A 24,046-nucleotide genomic window follows, 5' to 3' on the forward strand; every position below is an offset into this window, starting at 1 on the left:
ATCGCGCCATGTGCGGCATAGCCGGCGCCGTCTCGGCGCGGACGCCGCCCGAGGCCTCGGCGCGGGCCATGATCGCCACCTTGCGGCGACGCGGCCCGGACGGCGTGGGCCTGTGGGCCGCCGACGGCGCGGCCTTCGGCCAGGCCCGGCTGGCGGTGATCGACCTGACCGAGGCGGGCGCCCAGCCCATGCTGTCGGCGGACGGCCGATACGTCATCAACTTCAACGGCGAGATCTACAACGCCGAGTCTCTGCGCCGCCGCCTGGACGCCGAAGGTCCGGCCATCGCTTGGCGCGGGCGTTCGGACACCGAGGTCTTTCTGGAGTGGATCGCCCGGCACGGCGTGGTCTCGGCCCTGGAGGCGTCGGCGGGCATGTTCGCCTTCGCCGTCTGGGACCGGGTGCAGCGCCGTCTGACCCTGGCGCGCGACCGGGCGGGCGAGAAGCCGCTGTATTACGGCTGGGCGGGCGACGCCCTGGTCTTCGCCTCGGAGCTGAAGGCCCTGCGCGTCGCGCCCGGCTTCGATCCCGCCGTCGATCCCCAGGCCGAGGCCGCCTTCGCCGAGCGCGGCCATGTGCCCGCGCCGCTGACCATCTATCGCGCCGCGCGGAAACTGCCCGCCGGGTCCTGGCTGAGCTGGACGCCCAGCGACGGGCGGACCTGGCCCGCGCCCGTCCGCTGGTGGGCGATCGAGGCGGTGGCGGCGCGAGGCGCGGCCGATCCGATCACCGATCCAGACGCCGCCGACGCCGCCCTGGAGGATACGCTGGGCCGCGCGGTCGAGCGGCAGATGATCTCGGACGTGCCGCTGGGGGCCTTTTTGTCGGGGGGCGTCGATTCCTCGCTGATCACGGCCCTGATGCAGGCGCGCTCAGCCCGGCCGATCAAGACCTTCACTGTCGCCTTCGACGAGGCGGCCTTCGACGAGAGCGGCCACGCCAAGGCCGTCGCCGATCATCTGGGCACGGAACATCACGCCCTGCGCGTGTCGTCGGACCAGGCGTGGGCCGTCGTGCCGACCCTGGCCGACATGTATGACGAGCCGTTCGCCGACGCGTCTCAAATCCCAACCTCGCTGATCGCCGCCCTGGCCCGGCGGCAGGTGACGGTGGCCCTGTCGGGCGACGGCGGCGACGAACTGTTCGGCGGCTATAACCGCCATCGCCTGCTGCCGCGCATCCGGCGGACGCTGGGACCGTGGCCGCGGCCCTTGCGACGGGGCGCGGCCGGCCTGTTGCGGCACACGCCCCTGGGCCTGGTCGAGCGGCTGGCGGCGGGGGCGGGGGCCTCGGCCTCGGTCGCGCGGCGGATCGACGACCTGGCGGCCATGCTGGACGCCGCCGACGACCCGCGCGCCCTCTATGCGGCGGCGCTGCGGGTCTGGCCCGGAGCGGTCGCGCCCGATGCGCCGCCGTCGGATGAAGACGACTACACCCGCTGGATGATGCTGGCCGACTATCTGGGCTATCTGCCCGACGACGTCCTGACCAAGGTCGACCGCGCGGCCATGCATCATTCGCTGGAGACGCGCTGTCCCTATCTGGACCCGGACGTGGCCGTCCTGGCCTGGCGATTGCCGATGGGTCTCAAACTGTCGGGCGGGATCGGCAAGCGGCCGTTGCGGCGGCTGCTGGACAGATACGCCCCCGCCGCCCTGACCGACCGGCCCAAGGCCGGTTTCACCCCGCCCATCGGCGACTGGATTCGCGGGCCGTTGGCGGACTGGGCCGAACATCTGCTGGCGCCGGAGCGGCTGGCGGGCCAGGCGGCCTTCGATCCGGCGACAGTTCGCGCACTCTGGAGCGCGCACAAGGCGGGACGCGCCGATCACGGACGGCGGCTGTGGCCGGTGCTGATCTACGGCGCCTGGCGCGAACGGTGGGGGACGGCATGACCAGACGGCTGGCGATCCTGGGGGCGGGCGGCCATGCGCGGGTCGTGGCCGAGGCGGCCGAGGCGGCGGGCTGGACCGTGCCGGGCCTGTTCGACCGCGAGGCACCGCCGGGGGACCATCCCTGGCCGGTGCTGGGCGACGCGGACGCCCTGTTCGCCAGGGCCGCCGAATTCGACGGCGTGGTCGTCGCCCTGGGCGACAACGACCGGCGACTGACGGCGACGCTGGACCTGGCCGCGCGCGGCCTTGTCCTGGCGACCGTGATCCACCCGACGGCCTGGGTCAGCCCCAGGGCGATGCTGGGCGGCGGAACCGTGATCCTGGCCCAGGCCGTGGTCGGGACCGGGGCGCGCCTGGGCCGGGCGGTGATCATCAATACGGGCGCCAGCGTCGATCACGACGGCGTCCTGGGCGACGGCGTCCACGTCTCGCCCGGCGCGCGGTTGGCGGGCGGGGTCTCGGCGGGCGAACGCTCCTGGATCGGCATCGGCGCCGTGGTGCGCGAGGGGCTGACGCTGGGCGCGGCGACGCGTGTCGGCGCCGGGGCGGCGGTGGTCAAACCGGTCCCGGACGGCCAGACCGTGGTCGGCGTTCCGGCCCGGCCGATGCGAGGACGCGAATGCTGAACACCCCCTTTTCGCCCTGGCCCAGCTATTCGCCCGAAGAGATCGAGGCGGTCGCCGCCGTCCTGGCCTCGAACCGCGTCAACTACTGGACCGGCGACCTGTGCCGCCAGTTCGAGCGCCGCTTCGCCGACTGGGTCGGGACCCGTCACGCCGTGGCCCTGTCGAACGGCACGGTGGCGCTGGACGCGGCGCTGGCGGCCTTGGGGATCGGGCCGGGCGACGAGGTGATCACCACCCCGCGCACCTTCGTGGCCTCGGCCTCGTCCATCGCCATGGCCGGGGCGACGCCGGTCTTCGCCGACGTCGACGCCGACACCCAAGGCGTCAGCGCCGCGACCATCCGGCCCGCGCTGACGCCCCGCACCAAGGCCGTCGTCTGCGTCCACCTGGGCGGCATGCCCTGCGACATGGAGCCGATCATGGACCTGTCGGCTCAGCACGGCTTCAAGGTCATCGAGGACTGCGCCCAGGCCCACGGCGCGCGCTATCGCGGGCGCAACGTCGGCGCCATCGGCCACATCGGCGCCTGGTCCTTCTGCCAGGACAAGATCATGACCACCGGCGGCGAGGGCGGCATGATCACCACCGACGACCCGGACATCTGGTCGGCGGTCTGGTCCTACAAGGACCACGGCAAGACCTGGGAGGCGATGTACGAGCGCGAACACCCGCCCGGCCCGCGCCTGGTGCACGACCGGCTGGGCACCAACGGCCGGATGATCGAGATGCAGGCGGCGCTGGGCCTGATCCAACTGGACCGCATGGCCGGCTGGACGGCGCGCCGGGCCGAGATCGCCGGACGGATTCTGGCGGCCTGCGCACGCTGGCCGGCCCTGCGCGTTCCGCCTGTCGCCTCCGACACGACCCACGCCTGGTACCGCGCCTACGCCTTCGTCGCGCCGGATCGCCTGGCGCCCGGATGGGACCGCGACCGGATCATCGCGGCGATCAACGCGCGGGGCGTTCCCTGCCTGCAAGGCTCGGCGCCCGAGGTCTATCTGGAGCGCGCCTTCGATACGGTCGGCCGCCCAGCCCAGCGCCTGCCGACCGCACGCCTGCTGGGTGAGACCGGCCTGTGTTTCCTGGTCCACCCGACCCTGACAGACGACGAGATCGGCCAGACCGTCGCCGCCATCGATGCGGCGATGGATAAAGCGTGCGCCTGAACGAAAAAGGCTGTGTCTCGTCAGGCGACCGGTGATCGAGCCTTCTCCGCTTCCCCGGCGAATGCCGGGGGCCAGATGGCAGGTCTCCGTCGATTGCGACACCAGGCCCAGTCCTGATCCCAGAGACCGAGACTGGATCGGGACCCCGGCATTCGCCGGGGAAACGGTGAGTGGGAATCCCGCCGACGCTCAATGTGAATTCATGAAAAAGGCCCCGGCGTCTCCACCGGGGCCTCGGGTCGCTCAGCGATCCGTTTCGCCTAGTTTCGGTTGCCGCCCATGAAGGCCAGCAGGAACTGGAACAGGTTCACGAAGTTGATGAACAGGCTCAGCGCGCCATAGCCGGTGGCCACGCCCATGGCCGCCTTGTCGCCGCCCAGGGCGTAGTAGGTCATCTTCAGCCGCTGGGTGTCATAGGCGATCAGACCCGAGAAGATCAGCACGCCCACGCCCGAAATGATCAGGTACAGCGTCCCCGACTGCATGAAGATGTTGACGATCGAGGCGATGACCAGGCCGATCACCCCCATGATCAGGAAAGTGCCCATGCCCGACAGGTTCTTCTTGGTCGTATAGCCGACCAGGCTCAGCGCGCCGAAGGCGGCGGCCGTGACGAAGAAGGTCGAGGCCAGAGACCCGCCGGTGTAACGCAGGAACAGCACGCCCAGGCCCGCGCCGATGGTGGCGACCACGGCCCAGTACAGCATGTTCACGCCGCGCGCCGTCGGGTTCCGCATGAAGAACATCGAGCCGAACAGCAGCACCAGCGGCGCGAACTGCACCACCATGCCCAGCACGGTGATGCCCAGGCGGCCGTCGGCGGTGCGCACGAACAGAAGCTGCTGCACCTCCGGCACATTGCCGGTGACCCAGGCCAGGGCGCCCGCGACCACCAGGCCCAGGGCCAGCTTGTTATAGACGCCCAGCATGAAGGCGCGCAGACCGGCGTCGACCGACATGTCGAGGCTGGCCGGCGCCGGGCGGGCGTAACCGTTGTTGAAATCGCTCATCGCGCGTTTCGTCTCCCAATCGCGGGCGGTCCTCCGCCCGGCGTAAGCGGGGAATATCGGGTCGGCGCCCGGCCGGTGCAAGCGAATCCGGTCTTTGCGGGCCGGATCGGGACCGCTACCAACGGTCGCATGGTCCGCCTGTTCGCCGCCCTGTCGATCCCGCCGGACGTCGCCGAGACGTTGAAACGGCGTCAATCCGGCCTGCCCGGCGCCAAATGGCGACCCGAGGAGGCGCTGCACGTCACCCTGGCCTTCTACGGCGAGATGGACGCGCGCACGGCTGACGACGTCGCCTCCGAACTGGCCCGCGTCACGGCCGCTCCGTTCGACATCGAACTGAGCGGCGTGGGGGCCTTTGGAGAAGGCCACCGCACCCACGCCATCTGGGCCGGGGTGGCGTCCAATGAACGGTTGAACGTCCTGGCCGGACGCTGCCGCGCGGCGGGCGAACGGGCCGGGCTGATGCTGGAAAAGCGCGCCTATCGGCCGCACGTCACCCTGGCCTATCTGAAGCCCCAGACCGACCCGGATCGGATCGGAGCCTGGACCGTCGGCCACAATCTGCTGCATTCGCCGCCGTTTCGGATCGACCGGTTCGGACTGTACAGCAGCGCGCTGAGCGATAACGGCGGCTTCTACGCCTTGGAACGGGAGTATCCTCTATGACCGCCCCAGACCTCTCCGGCCCGGTGATCGAGACCGCCCGCCTGACCCTGCGTCCGCCGCGCATGGAGGATTTTCCGCGCTGGGCGGACTCCATGGCCCATGAAAGCGCCCGCTTCATCGGCGGTCCCATGGTTCCCGAAGTGGCCTGGCGCGGCTTCATGACCATGGCCGGGGCCTGGAGCCTGACCGGCGTCGCCATGTTCAGCCTGATCGAGCGCGACACCGGCCTGTGGATGGGCCGCGTCGGCCCGTGGCGGCCGCTGGGCTGGCCCGGCAACGAAGTCGGCTGGGGCGTCCACCCCGAGGCCGCCGGCAAGGGCTATGCGCTGGAGGCGGCCGCCGCATCGATGGACTACGCCTTCGACGTGCTGGGCTGGGACGACGTGATCCACTGCATCGACCCCGAGAACGCCCCGTCGCAACGGCTGGCCGAAAAGCTGGGGTCCAAGGTGCTCGGCATGGCCCGCTGCCCGCCGCCCTATGAAGAGATCGAGGCCGAGAAATGGGGCCAGAGCCGCGCCGAATGGGCCGTCAACCGGGCGCGGTTGGCGCCCTGACCGCCAGCCCTCCTGCTTGACCGACGGAACACAAGCAGAACATAAAGCCCGATGCCCGACGCCGCCGTCCATCTGGAGCTGGTCTTCTCGCGTCCTGAGACGACACTGGGCGTCACGCGCGGGGCGGCGCGGCTGATGATCGACATGGGCTATGCGCCCCTGTGCGAGGTCACCCTGCCGAACGGGCGCCGGGCCGACGTCATGGCGCTGGGACCGCGCGGCGACATCGCCATCGTCGAGGTGAAGTCGGGGATCGACGACTATCGCGTCGACCGCAAATGGCATGAGTACGGCCCGTTCTGCGACGCCTTCTACTTCGCCGTCGCGCCCGAGTTTCCCGAGGGCGTCCTGCCCGACGAACCGGGCCTGATCGTCGCTGACGGCTTTGGCGGCGCCGTGGTCAGAGACGCGCCCCTCACCCCGCTGGCCCCCGCACGGCGCAAAGCCCTGACCCTGGCCTTCGCCCGGTTGGCCGCGATGCGGTCCGTGAGGGAGTAGGGCTTAGGGCTTAGGGCTTAGGAGGGTGATATGCAGAGTTATCGTGATCTCATCGTCTGGCAACGAAGCATGGGCTTGGCCGAAGCCGTCTATCGGCTGAGCAAGGCTTTTCCGACGGACGAGCGGTTCGGTCTCACGTCTCAGGCACGTCGAGCGGCCGTGTCCATTCCAGCGAATATCGCTGAGGGCTACGGTCGAGGCACGCGCCCAGCCTATATGAGCTTTGTCCGTATCGCGCAGGGTTCGCTCAAGGAGCTAGAGACGCATTTGCTGTTGGCCGAACGGATCGGCTACTGCGCGGCGGCGGACATCGAGGTCGCCTTAACCGAAGCCGATGAGATCGGCCGTATGCTTCGCGCCCTGCTGACCAAACTAAGCCCTAGGACCTAACCCCTAAGCCCTACTCCCTCATCGCGGCGCCCGTTTCGCCAAAATCCGCTGCAGCGTCCGCCGGTGCATCCCCAGGCGCCGCGCTGTCTCCGAGACATTGTGATCGCACAGCTCATAGACCCGCTGGATATGCTCCCAGCGCACGCGGTCGGCGCTCATCGGGTTTTCGGGCGGCTCGGGCGCGTCGCCGACGGCCAGCAGGGCCTTGACCACGTCGTCGGCGTCCGCGGGCTTGGACAGATAGTCGACCGCCCCGGCCTTGACCGCCGCCACGGCGGTGGCGATGGCGCCATAGCCGGTCAGCATGACGATGCGGGCGTCTTCGCGCCGGTCGCGCAGGGCCTCGACCACCTTCAGCCCGTTGCCGTCCTCCAGCCGCATGTCGAAGACGCCGAAGGCGGGGGCCTGGTCCTTCAGAATCTGCATGGCCTCGGCCACCGACGACGCCAGCAGCACCGAAAAGCCGCGCGATTCCAGCGCCCGGCCCATGCGGGTGCGCAACGCCTGGTCGTCGTCGAGCAGCAGCAGCGACGTGTCGGGCAGGGCGGCGATACGGGCTTCGAGGTCGGGCATTCAAATCTCCTGGGCCGCAGGTCGGGAGGCGGTCCCTCGCATTCAAGGTTCAGTGAGCGTCCTGCGACATTTCGGCAAGGGTCTCGGGCGGCGCCTCCAGACTCTGGCGCGACCAGCGCACGGCGACGCGCGCGCCCTTGTTGCCGCGCCGCCCGGCCTCGGGCGCGGCGGGACCGACGCTGAGCGCCCCGCCGGTTCGCTCCAGCAGGGTGCGGGCGATGAAGAAGCCCAGGCCCATGCCGCCCTGGCTGGGGGCGATCGGCTGGGGCTTGGGCGGCGCCTTCCTGCCGCGGAACGGGGTGACGGGGCGGGCGGCGGCGGCGATCTGGGCCGCCAGGGCCTGGCGCGCCTTGCCGTGCGGACGGCTGGTCACATACGGCTCGCCCAGGCGCGGCAGCACTTCGGAGGCGAAGCCGGGACCGTCGTCGATGACCGCGATCTCGATCCAGCCGGCGTCCACCGTGGCCTGGACGATGACCCGGTCTTGCGCGAAGTCGGCGGCGTTCTCGACCAGGGTCGACAGGCCGTGGATGATCTCGGGCAGGCGTTTGATGCGCGGCGCCGGGCGGCCGGGCGGGGTCAGGACGGCGACCTCGAACTCCAGATCGAAGCCCCGGTGCGGCTCGACCACCTCTTCCAGGAACGCCTTCAGGCCGACGTCGGCGTACAGGGGGTCGCCCTGTTCAGGCCTTTGAGACAGGCGCTTCAATATGATGCGGCACCGTTCGGACTGTTGCAGGATCAGGGCCGCGTCCTCGGCCGCCGGACTGTCGGGCGGCGAGGCGCGCAACAGCTCCTTGGCCACCACCTGAATGGTCGCCAGCGGCGTGCCCAGCTCATGCGCCGCCGCCGCCGCCAGCCCGCCCAGGGCCGCCAGCCGCTGTTCGCGTTGCAGCACATCCTGGGTCGTGGCCAGGGCCAGCTCCAGCTTCTCGGCGTCGGTCGCCACCCGCCAGGCATAGGCGGCGGTGAACACCACCCCCGTCACTAGGGCCAGACCCATGCCGAACCGGTACAGCGGCGGCAGGTCCAGATGCTCGCCCTGGCGCCACGGCAGCGGCAGGGACCAGTAGAACAGCACCCCGGTGGCGATCATGGCCATCAGGCCCAACAGCATGGCCTGGCGCGACGGCAGGGCCGCCGCCGCGATGGTCACCGGCGCGACCAGCAACAGGCAGAACGGGTTCTCCAGCCCGCCCGTCAGGGCCAGCATGGTCGCCAGTTGGACGATGTCGAAGCCCAGTTGCGTCGCCGTCTGCCGCCCATCGGGCAGGCGGTTGTCGGTGCGTTTCAGATGCGAGGTCGCTGCCAGGTTCATCAGCACGCTGGCGCCGATCACCCCCAGACAGGGCCACAGCGGCAGGGGAAAATGCAGGGCGAAATAGGCCGTCAGCACCGTCGCCGTCTGGCCCAGCAGCGCCAGCCAGCGCAGCACGATCAGGGTGCGCAGGGTCAGGCCGCGCCCACGCCGAGGCACGTCGCGCCAGCCGGTGATCGACTGCGGCCCGGCCTGCGGCGAACTGAAGACTTCTTCGGAACTCACCGGCCTTCTATAGACCTGTGCGATCCGAACCGTGAGAGGGCCTCATGCCGCGCCGTTCCATACTGATCTTCGCCGCCGCCTGCGTGGCCCTGGCCGCCGCCATCGCCGTCACGACCATCGTCATGTCCGGCCGCGACGAGACGACGCGCAACGCCATCGAGGTCAGCGAGACGGGCCAGCCCCTGGTCGGCGGACCGTTCCAACTGGTCGATCAGAACGGCCGGGCGGTCGATCAGACGATCCTGAACGGCAAATGGAGCCTGGTCTTCTTCGGCTTCACCTACTGCCCCGACTACTGCCCGACGACCTTGGGCGTGCTGAAGGCGGTCAAAGACCAGTTGGGCGACCAGGCCAAGGACGTGCAGATCCTGTTCGTCACCATCGACCCGGAACGCGACACGCCCCAGGCGCTGAAGGACTATCTGTCCAGCGACGGCTTCCCCAAGGGCGTCGTCGGCCTGACCGGAACCCCTGACCAGGTGGCGGCCGCCGCCCGCGCCTACCGCGCCAGCTACGCCAAGGTCGGCGAGGGTCCGGGCTATATGATGCAGCATTCGCTGACCATCTATCTGATGGGTCCCGACGGCCGCTTCCGCGCCGCCCTGGCCCACGACCTGGGACCGCAACGCTCGGCCGAGGTGATCCGCCGGGCGATGGCGCGGGGCTGACGGCTCAGCCCCGCGAACGGGCGATCTGCAGTTCGATCCGCTTCAGCTCGCGGATGACGCGATTGGCCTGCAGCGCGGGCCATAGCGCCAGCTTGATCATCAACGACATCAACAGCAGCACCGCCGACGGCAGGCCCCAGTGCAGGGCGGTCAGCACATCCTCCGCCTGGAAGAAGCGCCAGGCCGTCCAGACCCCGACGATGAAGATGGCGGTCTGGGCCGCCACCATCATGGCGTTGACCCAGCCCGCCGTCCCGCCGAACAGGCCGCCCAACTGGTCGAAATAGCCCGGCTCGCGTGCAGTGCGCTCGAACAGGGCGCGGTCCTCGTCGTTCAGGGCCTCTTCGATCATGCGGTCGAGATCCTGCATCACGTCTCTCCTTCCAGCGCGGCGCGCAGCTTGCGTCGCGCGTGCATCAGGCGGGTCTTCACCGTGCCCGCCGGCACGTTCAGGGCGATGGCCGTTTCAGCCACGCTCATATCCTCAAGGTGGAACAGGGCCACCGTCGCCCGCTGTTCGGCGGGCAGGCCGGCCATGGCCCGCTTCAGGCGCAGCAACGCCGGCGGATCGCCAGCCTCCGCCTCGACCCAAGCCGCCACAGGCTCCGCGGCGACGGCCGCGGCCAAGGCCCGGTCGTGCTGACGGCCGCGAATCCGCCGCGCACAACGTCGCGTGACGATGCGATAGGCCCAGGCCGGAAAGGCCGCCTCGTCCCGCAGGCGGCCGATCCCGCGCAGGATTTCGATCCAGCCGTCCTGAACCGCCTCGCGCGCCAGGTCGACGTCGCCGGTCAGACGCCAGCCGTGGGCGACCAGTCGCGGCTGCCAGCGCCGCACCAAGAGGTCGGCGGCCTTGCCGTCGCCGGTCCGCACGGCGGCGATCAGATAGCCGTCCAGCGCCCTCGATCTGGCCTTGTCCTCGGTCATGGGCCGTCCCTTCAGGGCTATAGGTGCGGCCTGACGGCGGCGCGGTTCAATCCATCGGCGGAAAATCGACCCGCCGAACACGCGGCCGTGTTCATAATCTCTTTGCAGCCGCGGGCGTTTCATGCTGCCCTGCAGCAATCGGCTGGGCCGCGTACAGGATTCCATGCTTTATTCGCTACATGAGCTTGCCTACCAGTCGGCGGCTCCCTTTCGGATCGGCGCGCAGATGGCGCGGACGTTCTGGACCTCTCCCATCAACCCCTGGTCCGACACGGCCATCGGGCGCACGGCCTATGCCTCGGCCGAGCTGTTCGAGAATCTGACCCGCCGTTACGGCAAGCCCGACTGGCGGCTGGAGACGGTCGATGTCGGCGGCAAGCCGGTGCGCACCGCCGAACGCGTGGTCTGGTCCTCGCCCTGGTGCCGCCTGGTGCGGTTCGAGCGCGACGTCACCGATCTGCGCAAGGCCGGAAAGCCCACGACGGCCCCCGCCGTGCTGATCGTGGCCCCGCTGTCGGGCCACTACGCCACCCTGTTGCGCGGCACGGTCGAGACCTTCCTCCAGGATCACGACGTCTATGTCACCGACTGGGAGAACGCCCGCAACGTGCCGATGCTGGAAGGCCGCTTCGACTTCCACGACTATATCGACCACGTCCGCGCCATGCTGGGCCAGGTAGGACCGGGCGCCCACGTCGTCGGCGTCTGCCAGCCGGGACCGCCGGTGCTGGCCGCCTGCGCCCTGATGGCCGAGGACAAGGACCCGAACCGCCCGGCCTCCATGACCTTTATGGGATCGCCGATCGACGCGCGCCTGTCGCCGACCGTGACCAATCAACTGGCCGAGGAACGGCCCTTCGCCTGGTTCAAGTCGAACATGATCCACACCGTGCCCCTGCCCTATCCGGCGGTCGGGCGGCGGGTCTATCCGGGCTTCGTCCAGCTCTACAGCTTCATGTCCATGAACGAGGACAAACACGTCGACGCCCATCAGCGCTATTTCGGCCACCTGGTCGACGGCGACGGCGACAGCGCCCAGAAACACGCGGAATTCTATGATGAATATCTGTCGGTCCTGGACCTGACCGAGGAATTCTACCTCCAGACCATCGACATCGTCTTCCAACAGCATCTGTTGCCGCGCGGCCTGCTGAAACATCGCGGACGCACGGTCGATCTGACCCAGATCGCCGACATCGGCCTGATGACCGTCGAGGGCGAGATGGACGACATCTCCGGCGTCGGCCAGACCCAGGCCGCGCACGGCCTGTGCACGAACATCCCCGACGACCGGCGCGTGCTCTATGTCCAGCCGGGCGTGGGCCATTACGGCGTGTTCAACGGCCGCCGTTTCCGCGACGAGATCTATCCGCGGGTGTGCGACTTCATCGCCCTGAACGAGGAGGCCGTCGGTGGCCTTTCAGCACGGCCAGCGGCTGCGGCTTGACGGCCTGACGGCTGAGCCGCTGACGCTGCGGCTGTCGGTCAATCGTCGGGCGCGCCGGGTCTCGATCCGCATCGACGCCCGTGTCGGCGAGGCCGTGGTCACCGCTCCCAGCGAGCGGCGGCTGAAGGACGGGGTCGATTTCGCCCGCGCCAAGGCGGCCTGGATCGCCGAACGGCTGGCGATCCGCCCCCCGTCTTCGCCGCTGGCGCCGGGAGGCGTCATCCCCCTGCACGGTCGAACGGTGCGGCTGGCCGCGACCGGCGGCGCCGGGGCGGCCCGACTGGTCGAGACGCACGACGGCCCGACCATTCTTTCCGGCGGCGAGGGCGAGGCCTATGCCCGCCGGGTCGTCAATCTGATGAAACGCCTGGCGCGCGAGGCCCTGACGGCGCGCACCGAGGTTCATCTGAAGACCTTGGGCCAGCGGCCGGTGACGCTGTCGATCGCCGACACCAAATCGCGCTGGGGCAGTTGCAGCCCGCACAATCGCTCGATCCGCTATTCCTGGCGGGTGATCATGGCCCCGCCCCCGGTGCTGGACTATCTGGCCGCCCATGAGGTGGCGCACCTGGTCCACGCCGACCACAGCCCGGCCTATTGGTCGGTGGTCGAACGGCTGATCGGGGATCACCGCCCGCACCGCAAATGGCTGCGCGATCACGGCGCCGAACTGCACGCAGTCGGACGCTGATCGTCGTCCTTCTCCCCTTGGGGGAGAAGGTGTCATGCGGAGCATGACGGATGAGGGGTAGGCCTGATCCGCGATAATTGTCAGCCGGTCAGCCTGCCTGACACAGCCCCCTCATCCGAACGCCTCCGACGCCCACCTTCTCCCCCAAGGGGAGAAGGATCGATCAGAAGAACAACGGGTCGGACTTCTTCTCGGGCGCCGGGCGGCCCTCGGGCTGCTGGTTCGGCGGGTCGCGGCGATCCGGCTGGGGCGTGGTCGGGCGGATCACGGGCTGGGCGGGCGTCGTCGGCCGCTCGGGTTCGGGCCGATAGGGTTCGCCCTGAGCCGGATCGACCGGCTCGGATTCGGTTCCGCCGACCGCGTCGCCGATCTGGCCCAAAAGGTCGCCGACCGGGTCCTGGGGCCGCCAGCCCTCGGGCATGGCCGGGCCGTCGGGAATGCGCGGGGCGTTCAGGCGCGGCAGAGCCGCCTCCATGAAGCCCTTCCAGATGGCGGCGGGCGACGAGCCGCCGGTCACGCCGCGCATGGGGCTGTTGTCGTCCTTGCCGACCCAGACGGCGGTGACGAAGCCGCCGGTGTAGCCGACGAACCAGGCGTCCTTATAGTCCGAGGTGGTGCCGGTCTTGCCCGCCAGGTCGCGGCCGGGAATGGCCACCGACCGCGCTGTGCCCGAGGTGATCACCCCACGCAGCATCTGGTTCAGATAATAGAGCGGCGGATTGTTGATGGCCTGGCCGCTGGCGTTCTCGCGCACGCTGCGTTGATAGATGACCCGGCCGCGCGGGGTGCGGATGCGGTTGATGCCATAGGCCTCGACCCGGCGCCCGCCATTGGCGAAGGCGTCATAGGCGGTGGCCATGTCGATCGGCGACACCTCGACCGCGCCCAGGGCCATGGCCGGTTCAAGCCCGATGCGGCTGGTGACGCCCAGGCGGCGGGCGGCGCGGGCCACGCTGTCGCGGCCGATCTGATCGGCGACCGAGGCGGCCACGGTGTTGGTCGACTGGGCCACGGCCTGGGCCAGGGTCATCGGACCCGCGAAGGTCCCGGAATAGTTGCGCGGCGACCAGTTGCCGATGCGGATCGGCTCGTCCACCACCGGGGTCTGGGGCGTGTATCCGGCCTCCAGCGCGGCCAGATAGACGAAGGGTTTGAAGGCCGAGCCGGCCTGGCGCTGGGCGTCCACGGCGCGGTTGAACTGGCTGTCGGCGTAGGAGGCGCCGCCGATCATGGCCCGCACCCGGCCGTCGCCGTCCAGGGCCACCAGGGCCGCCTGCTGCACCCCGCGCGATCCGTCGCGATCCAGGATGCGGCGCACGCTGCGCTCGGCCGCGGTCTGCAAGGTCAGGTCCAGCGTCGTCTCGACCACCAGGTCCTCGGTCGGTTCGCCGACCAGGCCGCGGATCGACTTGTCCAGCCAGTCGATGAAATACTGGGCGTGCTGGGTCGCCAGGGTCCGCGACACCCGCACCGGCTCCAGCACGGCGGCGGCGCGCTGTTCGGCGGTGATGACCCCCATGTCCTCCATCTCGTTCAGGACCACGGTGGCGCGGGTCGCCGCGCGCTCGGACTCCGACACGGGGGAATAGCGCGACGGGGCTTTCAGCAGCCCGGCCAACAGGGCCGCCTCACCGACGGTCAACTGTTTGGCGCTCTTGTCGAAATAACGTTGCGACGCCGCTTCGATGCCATAGGCGCCCGCGCCGAAATAGACCCGGTTCAGATAGAGGGCCAGGATCTCTTTCTTGGAGAATTTCATCTCGAGCCAGACGGCCAGCATCAACTCCTGAACCTTGCGCTTCAGGTTCTGGTCCGGCGTCAGGAACAGGTTCTTGGCCAGTTGCTGGGTCAGGGTCGATCCGCCCTGCACCACCCGGCCCGCGCGCATATTGGCGACGATGGCCCGGCTCATGCCGACGGGATCGAAGCCGGGGTGCCAATAGAAGCGTCGGTCCTCGATGGCGATGAAGGCCGCCGGGACGTAGTCAGGCAGGGATTCCAGGTCGGCGGGCGGGGCCTGCTGGGTGCCGCGCGTGGCGATCAGGGCGCCGTTGCGGTCCAGATAGGTGATCGAGGGCTGGCGGTCGATCTCGTACAGGGTCGAGGTGTCGGGCAGGTCGCGTGCGAAGACGGCGAAGAAGACGACCAGGAAGATCAGGCCCCAGACGGCCGCCACCGCGCCCCAGTACAGGAACTGCTGCATCCGGGTGCGCCGCTGCGCCCCGCCGCCCTGACCGCCTTGGCCGAAACCCGCCATGCCAACCTCAATCCCGATCCAGCGACCGCTCTAGCCGAACAGCGGTCGCGCGGAAACGGCCTACCCGCTTCACGCGACCGTGAAGGCCGTTTCCGCCGAAAGCATGACCGTGCGGGCCATTAATCTAAAAAGGCGTTCACTTCCGCCTCGAACCGCGCGGGCTGGTCCAGCATGATGAAATGGGCGCTGTCGTCGATGCGTTTCAGCGTCACGCCCTGCAGATTTCGGAATGCAGCGCCGTACATGCCGTCGATCATGGCGTCGTTCATGCGCGGGTCGTTGAACTTCACATACAGAACCGTCGTCGGCGCCGTGATGTGCGACAGCTCGGGCGTCAGGTCGGTGACGATCAGCTCACGGAAAGCCGCCGAAGAGACCGCGCGGTCGCTGCGGGCGGCGTCGCGCAGGGGGCCGGCGCGCAGGGCCTCGGTCTTTATCATGCCGGTGACGGAGGCGGCGGCCTGGGCGCGATAGGCTTCGTCCGGGCCGTTCATCATGCCGGCGTAGATCTGGTCGGCCAGGGGGGCGACGTTCTCGGCCGTGGCGCCCGGCCCGGCGAAGGCGGCGCCCATGAAGGGGATCATATCCACGACCATCAGCCTGCCGACGCTGTCAGGATGGCGCGCCGCCAGCATCATGCCGATGGTCCCGCCCATGGAGTGGCCGATGACGGCGGGCTTGTTCAGCCCCTGTTCGCGGATGTAGCGCGCCAGGTCCTCTGCGACGGGTGCGGAAACAGGCCCCGTGGCGTTGTCCATCGGCTCGGCCCCGGCGAAGCCCTGAACATGGATGCGGTGGACGCGGTAACGGTCCTTCAGACTGTCGGTGATCCTGTCCCAGACATGGGGCGAGGACGACAGGCCGGGGATCAGGATGACGTCGCCGATCGGATGCTCCGGCCCGTCGACGCGCACATGGAAACGGCCGGAGACGAAATTCGCATGGGCATGACCGTGGTCGGCCGCCTGCGCCGCCGGGGCGGCCGGAGCGCCGTGGGCGGCGTGGGCGGCGTGATCGTGCTCCTGCGCCAGGGCGGGCGCGGCGGCGGTCAGCAGGGCCGCAACGGCGGCGGCGGCGAACAATCGGGTCATAGAGGTCCCCCCAGGAACGGAACGGGCTGGATCACCCGTCTTATCGACTTGGTCGTAACCGATGACGGCTTTGGTTGCGCCGGGTCAAGACTTCCGCCCCGCGCATCGTTAGGATCGCGGCCATGACGTCCGCCGACCGCGCCCAGACCGCCGCCTCGACGCCCGAGGCCAAGGCCCCGCCCGCCGCCTTCGGCAAGGGCTTCGTCATGGACGCCTGGTATTTCGTCGCCCTGTCGCGCGACGTCGCGCCCGGTTCGCTGAAACGATACGAACTGATGGGCGAGCCGGTGCTGATCGGCCGCACCAAGAGCGGGCCGGGCAAGGCCGCCGAGATCTTCGCCCTGCGCGACATCTGTCCGCACCGCGCCGCGCCCTTGTCGGCGGGCCGGGTGGTCGACAAGCCGGGCGAGGGCCAGACGGTCGAATGCCCCTATCACGGCTGGCGTTTCCGCCCCGACGGCGCCTGCGCCTCCATTCCGTCCCTGGTCCAGGACCAGGCGTTCGAGACCGACCGCATCCGCGTGCGCGCCTATCCGGTGCGCGAGAGCCAGGGCCTGGTCTTCGTCTGGATGGCGTCGGACCCGCGCACCAAGCCCGAGCCGGACCATGAACCGCCGGTCTTTCCCGGCGTGGTCGGCGGCGGGGCCAAACTGGTCGAATGGATGGATTTCGACAGCCATATCGACCACGCCGTCGTCGGCCTGATGGACCCCGCCCACGGTCCCTTCGTGCACCAGCAGTGGTGGTGGCGATCCGAACATTCGATGCATGAGAAGGCCAAGGCCTTCGAGCCGCGCGAGCACGGCTTCGCCATGGCCCGCCATGCGCCGTCGTCGAACAGCCGCGCCTACAAGATCCTGGGCGGCGCCCCGGCGACCGAGATCACCTTCCGCCTGCCCGGCTATCGCTGGGAGCATATCCAGGTCGGGGACAAACAGGTTCTGGCCCTGACCTGCCTGACGCCCGTCACCGAGACGAAAACGCGGATCACCCAGATCTTCTGGTCCGACCATTGGGTCTTCGACCTGGCCAAGCCCTTCCTGCGCCGGGGCGTGGTCGCCTTCCTGAAACAGGACGGCGGCATGGTGAACCTGCAGAACGAGGGCCTGCGCTACGACCCGGCCCTGATCTGGATCGACGACGCCGACAAACAGGCCAAATGGTACCAGCAGCTCAAGCGCGAATGGACCAAGAGCCGGGCCGAGGGCCGGGCTTTCGTCAATCCGGTCACGCCCACGACCCTGCGCTGGAAAAGCTGATGCGAAAAAGGCCCCCCAATCGGGGGGCCTCTTCGGTCACTTCGCCAGTTGCCCGGCCAGGATCATGTCCACCTGCTTGCGCGCGTGCGGCTCCAACTGGGTGATGTCCCAGCCGTCATAGGCGGCGAAGCGGAAGTTGGAGACATAGATCTCCCAGATCATCCGGCCCAGCAGCGGCAGGTCCAGGTCCTGGCGCAGTTCGCCCGAACCGACGCCGTCGCGCAGGATGGCGACCAGGGTCTCGATGATCGGCTTGACGAAGACGCGCGAGCGTTGGTCGGCGTCGTCGGGCTGGAACCACGACCGGGCGATGGTCGCCTGCATCAGCGGCAGTTGGTCCAGCGAGCGGTGATAGCCCGCGGCCAGGGCGCCGGTCAGGCGTTCAGCCACGGTTCCGTCCTTGGGCGCGCCGGTCTGAACGGCCAGCAGCAGGTCGCCCATCTCATCGGCCAGGACGGTCTCGAACAGTTCGGCCTTGTCCTGGAAGTTGGCGAAGACCGCGCCGGTGGACATGCCGGCGGCCTTGGCGATGTCGCGGATGGTGGCGGCGTCATAGCCGCGCTCGGCGAACAGGTTTCGGGCGGCGTCCAGCACCTTGCCGCGCGTGCGGATCTTGGCGGCCTGGCGGCGGTTCATGCGCGGCTCGCTCGAAACGGTGTCGGCGGCGGTGGGGATTACGGTGTCTCGCATCAAAAAGCGTACTCGACTCAATACGACGGCCGGATTTCCGACAAACGGAGCCGGGCCGGACTGTGGGGGAATGGCCGGGGGAGGAGGGCCGTTAGGGCGGACCCAGACCACCAAACGGTGACGAAAATGGGTCTTTCGCCTTAACGGAAGCTTTCCGTGACGATCCGTCGCGGCGTCAGCCGGGGTCGCGCCCCAGGCTGCTGCGCAAGGCCCGACTGGGCCGTGCGGCGCGGTCCTTGGGCGCCGCGGCCTGGAAGACCTTGCGGAACTGCTCGCGTCTTTCGTGCACCGAGGCCAGGACCAGGCCCATGGGCACGCCCAGGTCGACCAGGGTGTTCTCGGCCAGTTGCAGACTGGCCTCGGTGGTCTCGGGCACGGCGTCGGTGACCCCCAGGGCGTACAGGCGCGCCGCATGGCGGTCGTCGCGGGCGCGGGCGATCAGGATCAGATCGTCGCGGGCGGCGCGGGCGGCCATGGCGACCTCGTCCACCTTGCCGGGCGAATCCATGGTCACGACCAGGGCGCGGGTCGTGTCGACGCCGCAGTTGCGCAGCAGCTCGGGCCGGGCGGCGTCGCCGTAATAGGCCTCGATGCCGTCCTTACGCGCCTGGGCCACGGCGGCGGGATCGGTGTCCAGGGCGATGAACCTCTGGCCGTGCTCGGTCAGCAGCTCTCCGACCAGGCGGCCGACCCGGCCGAAGCCGACGATGATCACCGCGCCCTCGGGCCGCGCGCCCTCGGGCGACAGGCCGGCGGCCGAGACGGCGGTTTCCCCGCCCCCGCCCGCGCGGTTCAGCCTCTGACCCAGCAGGGCCATCAGCGGCACGGTGAACATGCTCAGGGTCGCGGCGGGCAGCACCTGGGCGGCGAAGGCGGGCGAGACCACGCCCTCGACCATGCCCGCCGTCAGGATGACGAAGGCGAATTCTCCAGCCGGACCCAGCACCAGGGCGGTCTCGGCCGCCGAACGGATCGACAGGCCCCACAGCCGGGCCAGGTTGAAGATGATGGCGATCTTGGCCCCGGTGATCGCCGCCGCCATGCCGAACACCGCCAGAGGATCGGCGGCCACTGCGTCCAGGTCCAGGCTCAGGCCGACGCCGACGAAGAAGACGCCCAGCAACAGGCCCTTGAACGGCTCGATCGAGACCTCGACCTCGCGCCGGTATTCGGTTTCGGCCAGCAATATGCCCGCCACCAGGGCGCCCAGGCTCATCGACAGGCCCGCCGCCTGGGCCGCGACCCCCGCCCCGACCACGACCAGCATGGCCGCCGCCAGGAACAGTTCGCCGCCCTGGCCCGGCTTGCGCGCGCGCGCCACCGACCGGAACATCGGCCGCAGGACCAGCCGCCCCAGGATGATCAAAAGGGCCAGGCCGATCGCCGCCGGAACCAGGGTGAACAGGGCCGAACCCAGGGCGGGCGGGTCCAATTCTCCGCCCGCCTGAGCCAGGGTCGCCATGACCGTCACGGTGATCAGGATCGGCGCCACGGCCAGGTCCTGGGCCAGCAGAACAGCGAAGGTCGAACGCCCCACCGTGCCCTTCAGGCGGCCGCGCTCGGCCAGCACCGGCATGACCACGGCGGTCGAGGACAGGGCCAGGCCCATGCCCAGAACGACCGCCCCGACCCAGGGCTGGCCCATCAGCATGAAGCCGCCCGCCAGCACCGCGGTGCAGGCCGCGATCTGGGCCAGCCCCAGTCCGAAGACCAGCCGCCGCATGGCGCGCAGCCGTCCCCACGACAGCTCCAGCCCGATCATGAACAGCAGGAAGGCCACGCCCAGTTCGGACAGTTGGCGCATCTGCGTCTCGTCGTCGATGGTCAGATAGCGCAGCCAGGGCACGGCGTCGGCGAAACGCGCCAGACCGTCGGGCCCCAGAAGCACGCCCGCGGCCAGGAACCCCAGCACCGGGCTGACCTTGAACCGGTTGAACAGCGGCACCATCACCCCGGCCGCCGCCAGGAAGACCACCAGGTCCTTGTAGTCGCCCGCTCCGTGCTCGGTCATCCGCCCTCCCGACGTCGCGCCATCATGACAGGCGCGGCGCCGTTCACGCTAGACCGAAATCGGCCGCACGAAGGCGGCGGAAGCCTCAGGTCACCAGAGGCCGCAGCAGGGGGGCGGCGTCGCGGCCGCTGAAATCGGTCAGGGCGCGCGAGAAGATCGGCCGGCTGAACGGGTCCGACGCGAAGGTCTCGACCTCGAACACCTCAGGCTCGGTTCTTTCGGGTTCGGGCGCGGCGCGCGTCGGCTCAGGCTCGGCCGACGGCGTCAGTTCGACGATCATGATCTGGGCCGCGGGGGTCGGCGGCGTCTCGACCGGCGCGGGAATGTCGAACGCGGGTTCGGGCGCGAGGATCTCAGGAGCGAGGACTTCAGGCGTGAGGACTTCAGGCGCGAAAATCTCAGGCGCGGGCGCCTCGGCCGGCTCGGCGACGAAGGCGGTGATCTGGGCCGGGGGTTCGGGGGCGGCGACGGGGGCGGACGGCGCCGACAGGGCGGGCAGGGCCTCGAAACCATTGCCCCGCTCGGGCGGCAGGTCCGCGCCGACCGTCCACGACGTCTTGCTGCGGAAATGCAGCGCCAGCACGGGCGACAGGGCGCCGCAACGGCGACAGACGTCGGCCTGGCGCTTTCGCGACCAATAGAAGTCGTGACTGCAGATCAGGCGAGAGATCGGCAAGGCGGTCATGGTGGTCCCTTCCGCCGCCATCCAAGCCGTTAACCTATTGTTGTCAACCGGCGTTCGTCGGAATACCGCTATTTTTCAACGATCATGACCTTTCGGTGACTCGCGGCGGACGCGGCGATTCAGTCGATGACGGTGAAGCGGCGGCCGTCGAAGACGCGCAGCACCTGGCCCAGGTCGCGCCCGCGTTTCAGGACCTGTCCGCCTTCGCCGAAGACCGCCCACTGGCCCTGGCGCGCCTGGAGCGCGGGGCGTTTCTCGATGCGCCAGGCGGGGGCGTCGCCGCTGCGCCGGAACACGGCGAACTCGGCCGCGTCGCGCCCGTCGGCCAGGGCGTAGTCCCGCGCCTCGGCCGCCGCGACCAGACGCCCGTAGACCGACAGAATCTGCATCAGCTCGCGCCGGTCGAAGAAGACCGGGCCGGGCAGGGGCGGCGCGCCGGAAAAGTCGAGACTCATCGGCGATCAGACTAGCCCCGATCTCAGGGCGCGCAACCGGCGGGCGGACGTCTGAATTCGACGTTCGCGAACGACACGAAATGGCCCTGTTTCGGTCCTTCGCCCGCCTGTTTGAGGGAAGAAAAGTCAACCATCGGCTCGTCGGAGTTCGGAACGTCCCGGATCCTGAACAGCCCCCCCAGCCCCCCTGGATTTTCCGACAGGGCTTCGGCGGGCCGATGCTTCCTCCAAGCGAGACGCCCGCTCCGCCCCCTCCCCCCTCCGGCCGAGCGGGCGTTTTGCTGTCTGGACCCCGGCTTCAGTCCTTGGTCGGGTCCTGCCGCGAGGCGTCGCCATAGGTCAGCGCCAGGAAGACGTCCTCCAGGTCCGGGTCCTCGGTGGTGATGTCGCCGATGGTCACGCCCGCAGCGCGCACGGCGTTGATGACCTGCTCCACCGACGAGCGGCCCTTGCGATAGGTCACCGCGAAGGCGCCGTCGGCGCGCGGCGTGACCTCGAAACCCTCCAGCGCGGGCGGGGCGCCCAGGTCGCCCTCGGGCGTCACCACCACATTGCGCGTGTCCATCCGCCGCAACAGTTGCGACGTCGGCTCGCAGGCGACGATCTCGCCGTGGTTGACGATGGCGATGGTGTCGCAGAGCGCCTGCGCCTCTTCCAGATAATGGGTGGTCAGGACGATGGTCACGCCCTCGGCGTTCAGCTTTCGGACATAGTCCCAGAGCTGGCGGCGCAGCTCCACGTCCACGCCCGCGGTCGGTTCGTCCAGGATCAGCACCGGCGGGGCGTGCACCATGGCCTTGGCGACCATCAGCCGTCGCTTCATCCCGCCCGACAGGGAGCGGACATAGGCGTCGGCCTTGTCCGACAGGCCGACGGCGGCCAGCAGTTCGTCCGACCGCCGCTGGTCCTTGGGCACGCCGTAGAAGCCGGCCTGGACCTCCAGCGCCTCCCTGGGGGTGAAGAAGACGTCGGCGACGATCTCCTGCGGCACGACGCCCAGGGCGGCGCGAGCGTCGCGCGGCGTCCGGTCGATGTCGCGGTCCCAGATGCGGACCTCGCCTTCCGACTTGTTGACCACCCCGGCCAGGATGTTGATCAGGGTCGACTTGCCCGCCCCGTTGGGACCCAGCAGGCCGAACACCGAGCCGCGCCGGATCTTCAGGTCCACGCCCTTCAGCGCCGTCTTGGGCGGCGCCTTCTTGGACCCGGCATAGGTCTTTTTCAGCCCCCGGATCTCGATCGCGTTCATCGGGGCGTTCTCGGGCGGGGTTTCGGCTTCGGTCATGCGGGTCCGGCTGTGAACGTTTGACGCCCGAGGGCGCGCCGCATAGGTATGCCGCCGACCCTTCACCGCCAAGGCCAGGCCGTCCGAAAATGCCGCCCCGCTCCACCGACGCGATCATCCCGCCGCCCGAAGAGATCAAGGTCTCGACCAAGCGCGTCGCCTGCGACGGCGGCGGCGGCGTTCTGGGCCACCCGCTGGTCTATATGGACATGGGCGAGGACGACTTCGTGGAATGCGGCTACTGCGACCGCCGCTTCGTGATCCGGGGCAAGAAGGCCAAGCCCGAGAGCGAATACCTGGACCCGGCGGCCCGCCCGCCCGAGGCGCATTGAGTTTTTTGTTCGCCTAACGCTCGCGACGCGGTCGCTCGCTGCTTGAGGCTGTCTTTCTTGAGCCTATCGCTCGGCTCGCGGAGCCTTGCTGCTTGAGGCTGCTTTTCTTGGCCTAACGCTCGCGACGCGGTCGCTCGCTGCTTGAGGCTGCTTTTCTTCGCCTAGCGCGCGCGACATGACTTTTTACCCGAATTGAGTCGGGTTCTTACCCGCTTGTCGGTATAGGAACGCCCCCTGCCCCTCCCCGGGACCGGAGTTGTCGCCATGCGTTATCTGCACACCATGGTCCGCGTATCGGACCTCGACGCCTCGCTGCGGTTCTGGCGCGACCTGCTGGGCCTGGTCGAGACGCGGCGGATGGAGAGCGAACAGGGGCGTTTCACCCTGGTCTATCTGGCCGCGCCCCAGGACCAGGACCGGGCCGAGACCGAACGCTCGCCCGAGCTGGAGCTGACCTACAACTGGGACCCGGAAACCTATGCGGGCGGGCGCAATTTCGGCCACCTGGCCTATGCCGTCGACGACATCCACGCCGCCTGCCGCAGGCTGATGGACGGCGGCGTGACGATCAGCCGCCCGCCGCGCGACGGCCGCATGGCCTTCGTCCGCTCGCCGGACGGCATCTCCGTCGAACTGTTGCAGACCGGCGAGGCCCTGGTCCCGGCCGAACCCTGGACCTCCATGCCGAATATCGGAGCCTGGTGATGAAGCGCCTGATCCTCGTCGCGGCCCAGACGGCGGCCTTGGCCCTGTCGGCCTGCGCCTCGACCACCGAATCCAACACCGGCCGCACGGCCACCGAGCAACTGCTGCTGGCCCGCGCCGCCGACCGCGCCGCCGAGGGGCTGATCCTGCCGATCGCCCAGGGGTCGCGCATCTTCGTCGACGACGTCTATTTCCGCGTCGACAGCGGGGCCTACGCCGTCAGCGCCATCCGCTCGGCCCTGTCGGACGCCGGCTATCGTCTGTCGACCGACCGCAACCAGGCCGACGCCGTCTTCGAGATCCGCGCCGGCGCCTTGTCGCTGGAACAGATGCGCCGCGTCGTCGGCCTGCCCGAGATGCGGGTGCCGATCAATGAGAACCTGAACGTCGTCTCCCTGCCGGAGCTGTCGGTCTATTCCCGCCGCGACCGGATCGGCGTGGCCGAATTCTCGGGCTTTCTCTACGACGCCCGCACCGGCGCGCCCCTGGGCGCGGTCAGCCCGATGATCGGCCGTTATCGCATCCGCAGCCACAAGGCGTTGATGATCGTCGGCTGGGGCCAGCAGTCGGCCAACCCCGGCGAACGCGATCCCGGCTCGTCCTGGAAGGAATTCTAGTT

General features: G+C 69.4%; 26 protein-coding genes. 14 read left to right on the forward strand and 12 right to left on the reverse strand.

The genetic code is table 11. The features are described from left to right. The first annotated feature begins 8 nt into the window (after window positions 1–8). From asnB to V7D63_RS02805, 3 genes are read left to right on the forward strand one after another with little or no spacing between them, the layout of a single operon-like run. Complete coding sequence (gene asnB / locus V7D63_RS02795; RefSeq protein ID WP_333590729.1) at window positions 9–1,895, forward strand: asparagine synthase (glutamine-hydrolyzing); 1,887 nt, start codon at window positions 9–11, stop codon at window positions 1,893–1,895. Further along, on the forward strand, window positions 1,892–2,521 hold the full coding sequence (locus V7D63_RS02800) for an acetyltransferase (protein ID WP_333590730.1): 630 nt from the start codon (window positions 1,892–1,894) through the stop codon (window positions 2,519–2,521). Before asnB ends, V7D63_RS02800 begins: the two co-directional genes overlap by 4 nt. After that, entirely contained in the window at window positions 2,515–3,687 is a 1,173-nt protein-coding gene (locus tag V7D63_RS02805) for a DegT/DnrJ/EryC1/StrS family aminotransferase (protein WP_333590731.1), read from the forward strand. The genes V7D63_RS02800 and V7D63_RS02805 overlap by 7 nt, the downstream gene beginning before the upstream one ends. Before the next feature lie 260 nt (window positions 3,688–3,947). Here V7D63_RS02805 and V7D63_RS02810 read toward each other — a convergent pair whose 3' ends face one another. Further along, a complete protein-coding gene (locus V7D63_RS02810) occupies window positions 3,948–4,697 on the reverse strand; it encodes a Bax inhibitor-1/YccA family protein (RefSeq protein WP_333590732.1) in 750 nt (249 codons plus the stop codon). A gap of 129 nt (window positions 4,698–4,826) precedes the next feature. Between V7D63_RS02810 and thpR the strand changes: the two genes are divergently transcribed. From thpR to V7D63_RS02830, 4 genes are read left to right on the forward strand one after another with little or no spacing between them, the layout of a single operon-like run. Then, the gene (gene thpR, locus V7D63_RS02815; RefSeq protein ID WP_333590733.1) at window positions 4,827–5,363 is read left to right on the forward strand and encodes an RNA 2',3'-cyclic phosphodiesterase; all 537 of its coding nucleotides are present in this window, start codon (window positions 4,827–4,829) and stop codon (window positions 5,361–5,363) included. Further along, window positions 5,360–5,920, forward strand: a complete 561-nt coding sequence (locus V7D63_RS02820; RefSeq protein WP_333590734.1) for a GNAT family N-acetyltransferase — start codon at window positions 5,360–5,362, stop codon at window positions 5,918–5,920. The genes thpR and V7D63_RS02820 overlap by 4 nt, the downstream gene beginning before the upstream one ends. Before the next feature lie 51 nt (window positions 5,921–5,971). Beyond that, a complete protein-coding gene (gene mmcB, locus V7D63_RS02825; protein ID WP_333590735.1) occupies window positions 5,972–6,418 on the forward strand; it encodes a DNA repair putative endonuclease MmcB in 447 nt (148 codons plus the stop codon). Between the two features lie 30 nt (window positions 6,419–6,448). Further along, on the forward strand, window positions 6,449–6,808 hold the full coding sequence (locus tag V7D63_RS02830; protein ID WP_333590736.1) for a four helix bundle protein: 360 nt from the start codon (window positions 6,449–6,451) through the stop codon (window positions 6,806–6,808). Between the two features lie 18 nt (window positions 6,809–6,826). Here V7D63_RS02830 and V7D63_RS02835 read toward each other — a convergent pair whose 3' ends face one another. Beyond that, the gene (locus V7D63_RS02835; protein ID WP_333590737.1) at window positions 6,827–7,381 is read right to left on the reverse strand and encodes an ActR/PrrA/RegA family redox response regulator transcription factor; all 555 of its coding nucleotides are present in this window, start codon (window positions 7,379–7,381) and stop codon (window positions 6,827–6,829) included. 49 nt (window positions 7,382–7,430) lie between these two features. Further along, window positions 7,431–8,924, reverse strand: coding sequence for an ActS/PrrB/RegB family redox-sensitive histidine kinase (locus V7D63_RS02840; RefSeq protein WP_333590738.1), 1,494 nt, complete (start codon window positions 8,922–8,924; stop codon window positions 7,431–7,433). Window positions 8,925–8,968: 44 nt separating this feature from the next. On the opposite strand from V7D63_RS02840, the gene V7D63_RS02845 reads away from it, so the two are divergent. Beyond that, entirely contained in the window at window positions 8,969–9,592 is a 624-nt protein-coding gene (locus V7D63_RS02845; RefSeq protein WP_333590739.1) for an SCO family protein, read from the forward strand. 4 nt (window positions 9,593–9,596) lie between these two features. Here V7D63_RS02845 and V7D63_RS02850 read toward each other — a convergent pair whose 3' ends face one another. After that, on the reverse strand, window positions 9,597–9,962 hold the full coding sequence (locus tag V7D63_RS02850) for a DUF6768 family protein (protein WP_333590740.1): 366 nt from the start codon (window positions 9,960–9,962) through the stop codon (window positions 9,597–9,599). Next, complete coding sequence (locus V7D63_RS02855; protein WP_333590741.1) at window positions 9,962–10,519, reverse strand: RNA polymerase sigma factor; 558 nt, start codon at window positions 10,517–10,519, stop codon at window positions 9,962–9,964. The genes V7D63_RS02850 and V7D63_RS02855 overlap by 1 nt, the downstream gene beginning before the upstream one ends. Before the next feature lie 163 nt (window positions 10,520–10,682). On the opposite strand from V7D63_RS02855, the gene V7D63_RS02860 reads away from it, so the two are divergent. Then, window positions 10,683–11,966 (forward strand): polyhydroxyalkanoate depolymerase, encoded by a 1,284-nt coding sequence (locus tag V7D63_RS02860; protein WP_333590742.1) that lies wholly within the window; start codon window positions 10,683–10,685, stop codon window positions 11,964–11,966. Next, complete coding sequence (locus tag V7D63_RS02865; protein ID WP_333590743.1) at window positions 11,932–12,657, forward strand: M48 family metallopeptidase; 726 nt, start codon at window positions 11,932–11,934, stop codon at window positions 12,655–12,657. The genes V7D63_RS02860 and V7D63_RS02865 overlap by 35 nt, the downstream gene beginning before the upstream one ends. Window positions 12,658–12,820: 163 nt before the next feature. Here the strand turns inward: V7D63_RS02865 and V7D63_RS02870 are convergent, their stop codons facing one another. Both V7D63_RS02870 and V7D63_RS02875 read right to left on the reverse strand, forming a co-directional pair. Beyond that, complete coding sequence (locus tag V7D63_RS02870; protein ID WP_333590744.1) at window positions 12,821–14,914, reverse strand: transglycosylase domain-containing protein; 2,094 nt, start codon at window positions 14,912–14,914, stop codon at window positions 12,821–12,823. Window positions 14,915–15,033: 119 nt separating this feature from the next. Then, window positions 15,034–16,005 (reverse strand): alpha/beta fold hydrolase, encoded by a 972-nt coding sequence (locus tag V7D63_RS02875; RefSeq protein WP_333590745.1) that lies wholly within the window; start codon window positions 16,003–16,005, stop codon window positions 15,034–15,036. Window positions 16,006–16,127: 122 nt separating this feature from the next. Here V7D63_RS02875 and V7D63_RS02880 point away from each other — a divergent pair, with 122 nt between their 5' ends. Further along, window positions 16,128–17,264 carry an aromatic ring-hydroxylating dioxygenase subunit alpha gene (locus tag V7D63_RS02880; RefSeq protein ID WP_333590746.1) on the forward strand — a complete coding sequence of 379 codons (1,137 nt, stop codon included), beginning with the start codon at window positions 16,128–16,130 and terminating at the stop codon, window positions 17,262–17,264. A gap of 36 nt (window positions 17,265–17,300) precedes the next feature. On the opposite strand, the gene V7D63_RS02885 is transcribed toward V7D63_RS02880, so the two are convergent. The 5 genes from V7D63_RS02885 to V7D63_RS02905 all read right to left on the reverse strand — a co-directional run bounded on the left by V7D63_RS02885 (window position 17,301) and on the right by V7D63_RS02905 (window position 22,390). Next, window positions 17,301–17,954 (reverse strand): TetR/AcrR family transcriptional regulator, encoded by a 654-nt coding sequence (locus tag V7D63_RS02885; RefSeq protein ID WP_333590747.1) that lies wholly within the window; start codon window positions 17,952–17,954, stop codon window positions 17,301–17,303. Between the two features lie 175 nt (window positions 17,955–18,129). Then, window positions 18,130–19,965, reverse strand: coding sequence for a cation:proton antiporter domain-containing protein (locus tag V7D63_RS02890; protein ID WP_333590748.1), 1,836 nt, complete (start codon window positions 19,963–19,965; stop codon window positions 18,130–18,132). A gap of 85 nt (window positions 19,966–20,050) precedes the next feature. Next, entirely contained in the window at window positions 20,051–20,650 is a 600-nt protein-coding gene (locus V7D63_RS02895) for a hypothetical protein (protein WP_333590749.1), read from the reverse strand. Between the two features lie 119 nt (window positions 20,651–20,769). Next, on the reverse strand, window positions 20,770–21,105 hold the full coding sequence (locus V7D63_RS02900) for a DUF2794 domain-containing protein (RefSeq protein WP_333590750.1): 336 nt from the start codon (window positions 21,103–21,105) through the stop codon (window positions 20,770–20,772). A gap of 298 nt (window positions 21,106–21,403) precedes the next feature. Beyond that, window positions 21,404–22,390 carry an ABC transporter ATP-binding protein gene (locus tag V7D63_RS02905; RefSeq protein ID WP_442882107.1) on the reverse strand — a complete coding sequence of 329 codons (987 nt, stop codon included), beginning with the start codon at window positions 22,388–22,390 and terminating at the stop codon, window positions 21,404–21,406. An 89-nt stretch (window positions 22,391–22,479) separates the two neighbouring features. On the opposite strand from V7D63_RS02905, the gene V7D63_RS02910 reads away from it, so the two are divergent. From V7D63_RS02910 to V7D63_RS02920, 3 genes are all read left to right on the forward strand, one after another. After that, window positions 22,480–22,722 carry a zinc-finger domain-containing protein gene (locus V7D63_RS02910; protein WP_333590751.1) on the forward strand — a complete coding sequence of 81 codons (243 nt, stop codon included), beginning with the start codon at window positions 22,480–22,482 and terminating at the stop codon, window positions 22,720–22,722. A gap of 264 nt (window positions 22,723–22,986) precedes the next feature. Continuing rightward, window positions 22,987–23,427 (forward strand): VOC family protein, encoded by a 441-nt coding sequence (locus V7D63_RS02915; RefSeq protein ID WP_333590752.1) that lies wholly within the window; start codon window positions 22,987–22,989, stop codon window positions 23,425–23,427. Further along, window positions 23,427–24,044: a DUF6655 family protein gene (locus V7D63_RS02920; RefSeq protein ID WP_333590753.1), complete on the forward strand. Its 618-nt coding sequence runs from the start codon at window positions 23,427–23,429 to the stop codon at window positions 24,042–24,044. Before V7D63_RS02915 ends, V7D63_RS02920 begins: the two co-directional genes overlap by 1 nt. The last annotated feature ends 2 nt before the right edge of the window (window positions 24,045–24,046 follow it).

Source organism: Brevundimonas sp., assembly GCF_036732845.1.
Lineage (GTDB): Bacteria > Pseudomonadota > Alphaproteobacteria > Caulobacterales > Caulobacteraceae > Brevundimonas.

What these genes read in the sequence shown, in the direction of transcription:
- asnB (WP_333590729.1), top strand. Translation starts at nt 9, where the DNA reads ATGTGCGGCATAGCCGGCGCCGTCTCGGCGCGGACGCCGCCCGAGGCC.
- V7D63_RS02800 (WP_333590730.1), top strand. Translation starts at nt 1,892, where the DNA reads ATGACCAGACGGCTGGCGATCCTGGGGGCGGGCGGCCATGCGCGGGTC.
- V7D63_RS02805 (WP_333590731.1), top strand. Translation starts at nt 2,515, where the DNA reads ATGCTGAACACCCCCTTTTCGCCCTGGCCCAGCTATTCGCCCGAAGAG.
- V7D63_RS02810 (WP_333590732.1), bottom strand. Translation starts at nt 4,697, where the DNA reads ATGAGCGATTTCAACAACGGTTACGCCCGCCCGGCGCCGGCCAGCCTC.
- thpR (WP_333590733.1), top strand. Translation starts at nt 4,827, where the DNA reads ATGGTCCGCCTGTTCGCCGCCCTGTCGATCCCGCCGGACGTCGCCGAG.
- V7D63_RS02820 (WP_333590734.1), top strand. Translation starts at nt 5,360, where the DNA reads ATGACCGCCCCAGACCTCTCCGGCCCGGTGATCGAGACCGCCCGCCTG.
- mmcB (WP_333590735.1), top strand. Translation starts at nt 5,972, where the DNA reads ATGCCCGACGCCGCCGTCCATCTGGAGCTGGTCTTCTCGCGTCCTGAG.
- V7D63_RS02830 (WP_333590736.1), top strand. Translation starts at nt 6,449, where the DNA reads ATGCAGAGTTATCGTGATCTCATCGTCTGGCAACGAAGCATGGGCTTG.
- V7D63_RS02835 (WP_333590737.1), bottom strand. Translation starts at nt 7,381, where the DNA reads ATGCCCGACCTCGAAGCCCGTATCGCCGCCCTGCCCGACACGTCGCTG.
- V7D63_RS02845 (WP_333590739.1), top strand. Translation starts at nt 8,969, where the DNA reads ATGCCGCGCCGTTCCATACTGATCTTCGCCGCCGCCTGCGTGGCCCTG.
- V7D63_RS02850 (WP_333590740.1), bottom strand. Translation starts at nt 9,962, where the DNA reads ATGCAGGATCTCGACCGCATGATCGAAGAGGCCCTGAACGACGAGGAC.
- V7D63_RS02855 (WP_333590741.1), bottom strand. Translation starts at nt 10,519, where the DNA reads ATGACCGAGGACAAGGCCAGATCGAGGGCGCTGGACGGCTATCTGATC.
- V7D63_RS02860 (WP_333590742.1), top strand. Translation starts at nt 10,683, where the DNA reads ATGCTTTATTCGCTACATGAGCTTGCCTACCAGTCGGCGGCTCCCTTT.
- V7D63_RS02870 (WP_333590744.1), bottom strand. Translation starts at nt 14,914, where the DNA reads ATGGCGGGTTTCGGCCAAGGCGGTCAGGGCGGCGGGGCGCAGCGGCGC.
- V7D63_RS02875 (WP_333590745.1), bottom strand. Translation starts at nt 16,005, where the DNA reads ATGACCCGATTGTTCGCCGCCGCCGCCGTTGCGGCCCTGCTGACCGCC.
- V7D63_RS02880 (WP_333590746.1), top strand. Translation starts at nt 16,128, where the DNA reads ATGACGTCCGCCGACCGCGCCCAGACCGCCGCCTCGACGCCCGAGGCC.
- V7D63_RS02885 (WP_333590747.1), bottom strand. Translation starts at nt 17,954, where the DNA reads ATGCGAGACACCGTAATCCCCACCGCCGCCGACACCGTTTCGAGCGAG.
- V7D63_RS02890 (WP_333590748.1), bottom strand. Translation starts at nt 19,965, where the DNA reads ATGACCGAGCACGGAGCGGGCGACTACAAGGACCTGGTGGTCTTCCTG.
- V7D63_RS02895 (WP_333590749.1), bottom strand. Translation starts at nt 20,650, where the DNA reads ATGACCGCCTTGCCGATCTCTCGCCTGATCTGCAGTCACGACTTCTAT.
- V7D63_RS02900 (WP_333590750.1), bottom strand. Translation starts at nt 21,105, where the DNA reads ATGAGTCTCGACTTTTCCGGCGCGCCGCCCCTGCCCGGCCCGGTCTTC.
- V7D63_RS02905 (WP_442882107.1), bottom strand. Translation starts at nt 22,390, where the DNA reads ATGACCGAAGCCGAAACCCCGCCCGAGAACGCCCCGATGAACGCGATC.
- V7D63_RS02910 (WP_333590751.1), top strand. Translation starts at nt 22,480, where the DNA reads ATGCCGCCCCGCTCCACCGACGCGATCATCCCGCCGCCCGAAGAGATC.
- V7D63_RS02915 (WP_333590752.1), top strand. Translation starts at nt 22,987, where the DNA reads ATGCGTTATCTGCACACCATGGTCCGCGTATCGGACCTCGACGCCTCG.
- V7D63_RS02920 (WP_333590753.1), top strand. Translation starts at nt 23,427, where the DNA reads ATGAAGCGCCTGATCCTCGTCGCGGCCCAGACGGCGGCCTTGGCCCTG.